Annotated in this window: 1 protein-coding gene; it reads right to left on the minus strand. The window is 32.4% G+C overall.

Annotated features, from left to right (window positions below):
* Positions 1–23: 23 nt before the first annotated feature.
* Positions 24–1,217, minus strand: coding sequence for an ISL3 family transposase (locus ES044_RS18255; protein WP_147120779.1), 1,194 nt, complete (start codon positions 1,215–1,217; stop codon positions 24–26).
* Positions 1,218–1,241: the final 24 nt, after the last annotated feature.

Below are 1,241 nucleotides of genomic sequence, written 5' to 3' on the forward strand. Positions count from 1 at the left end.
GGTTCTTCGCCAAAAGTTATGGATTAGTGATTCCCTAAGAAATATATCATATTACAAAAATTATCAATATTCCTGAAACCTCTAGCTCTAGATCGTGCTAATTGCATGACACTATTTAATCCTTCCGATACGGCATTTGTAATTCCTGTTTTAATAGCGTTCATGATACCATTCATATTGTTTTTAACCGACTTAACAAATCTGTTAATTGGTTTTAAATTAAGCCTTAAAGCTTTCTCAATCCAGCTTTCCATTAGTGGCTCTATTGCTAAACTTTGTACTTTCCATAAATGATCGAATCCGCTTTTAAGTTGAAAAGCTTTCACAGTATCTAAAGAACAATCGACAAGAAATTCTTCTAGTGTGTTTTTCTGATTTTCAGTAAGATTCTTTTCATTTTTTAACCAAATATATTTTGTCTTTTTCAGTTCATCTACCGTTTGAACTTCATTTTTTCGTACAGTATTAATTGCCTCATTCAATCCTTTTTTAATGTGAAATCTATCAAATACGACTTGTGCACTTGCAAAATATTCTCGTTTTCCTGCTTGATAAGATTTCGACATATCCATACTAAAGAGTTCTATTTCTCCAGGATGTCCTCCGTGATCCCATAGCCAACCATAAAACATAGAAAACACCTCTTTTTTTCTACCTTCGACAACGTAAATAACTGTTCCTGTGTCATAATCTGTAAATATGCTAACGTAATTATGACCTCGCTTAGTTGCTGTTTCATCTACGCATACACGTTTTACGCTTTGTAAATCAAGGGAATTCTTTATTTTTATATTTACATAATAATTGAAGACTCTCCATAGATTATTGTCGGGTTCACCTAACTCAACACTAACTGCTTTCATAGACATTTCTTTACATAAACGAATACTTAATGCTTCAAATTTAAGACTGTAATGACTTGACTTTCTACTCCATTTATCTACGTGTGCTACTTTAACACCATCTTTATTACAGTCTAAACGAGGTGTCTTTATATTCAGATAACAACGATAGTCAAATAGATCTAAATAGCGTATACGTTTATAGGAACTGTCATAAACAGCAGTCTGTTTACCACAAACACTGCAAGGAAATTTGCTGCCTCGTTCAAAATCGATAAATACATCTATAACTTTATTCTTGGGTTGAGTCTTAATATCCATTAAAACCCAGGGGTTACTAATTCCTAATAAGTCTGATAAACCGTTTAATTCCATCCTGAAATGTAATCATTTTTAACA

The sequence above is a fragment of the Polaribacter sp. IC066 genome (assembly GCF_007997085.1).
Taxonomy (GTDB): domain Bacteria; phylum Bacteroidota; class Bacteroidia; order Flavobacteriales; family Flavobacteriaceae; genus Polaribacter.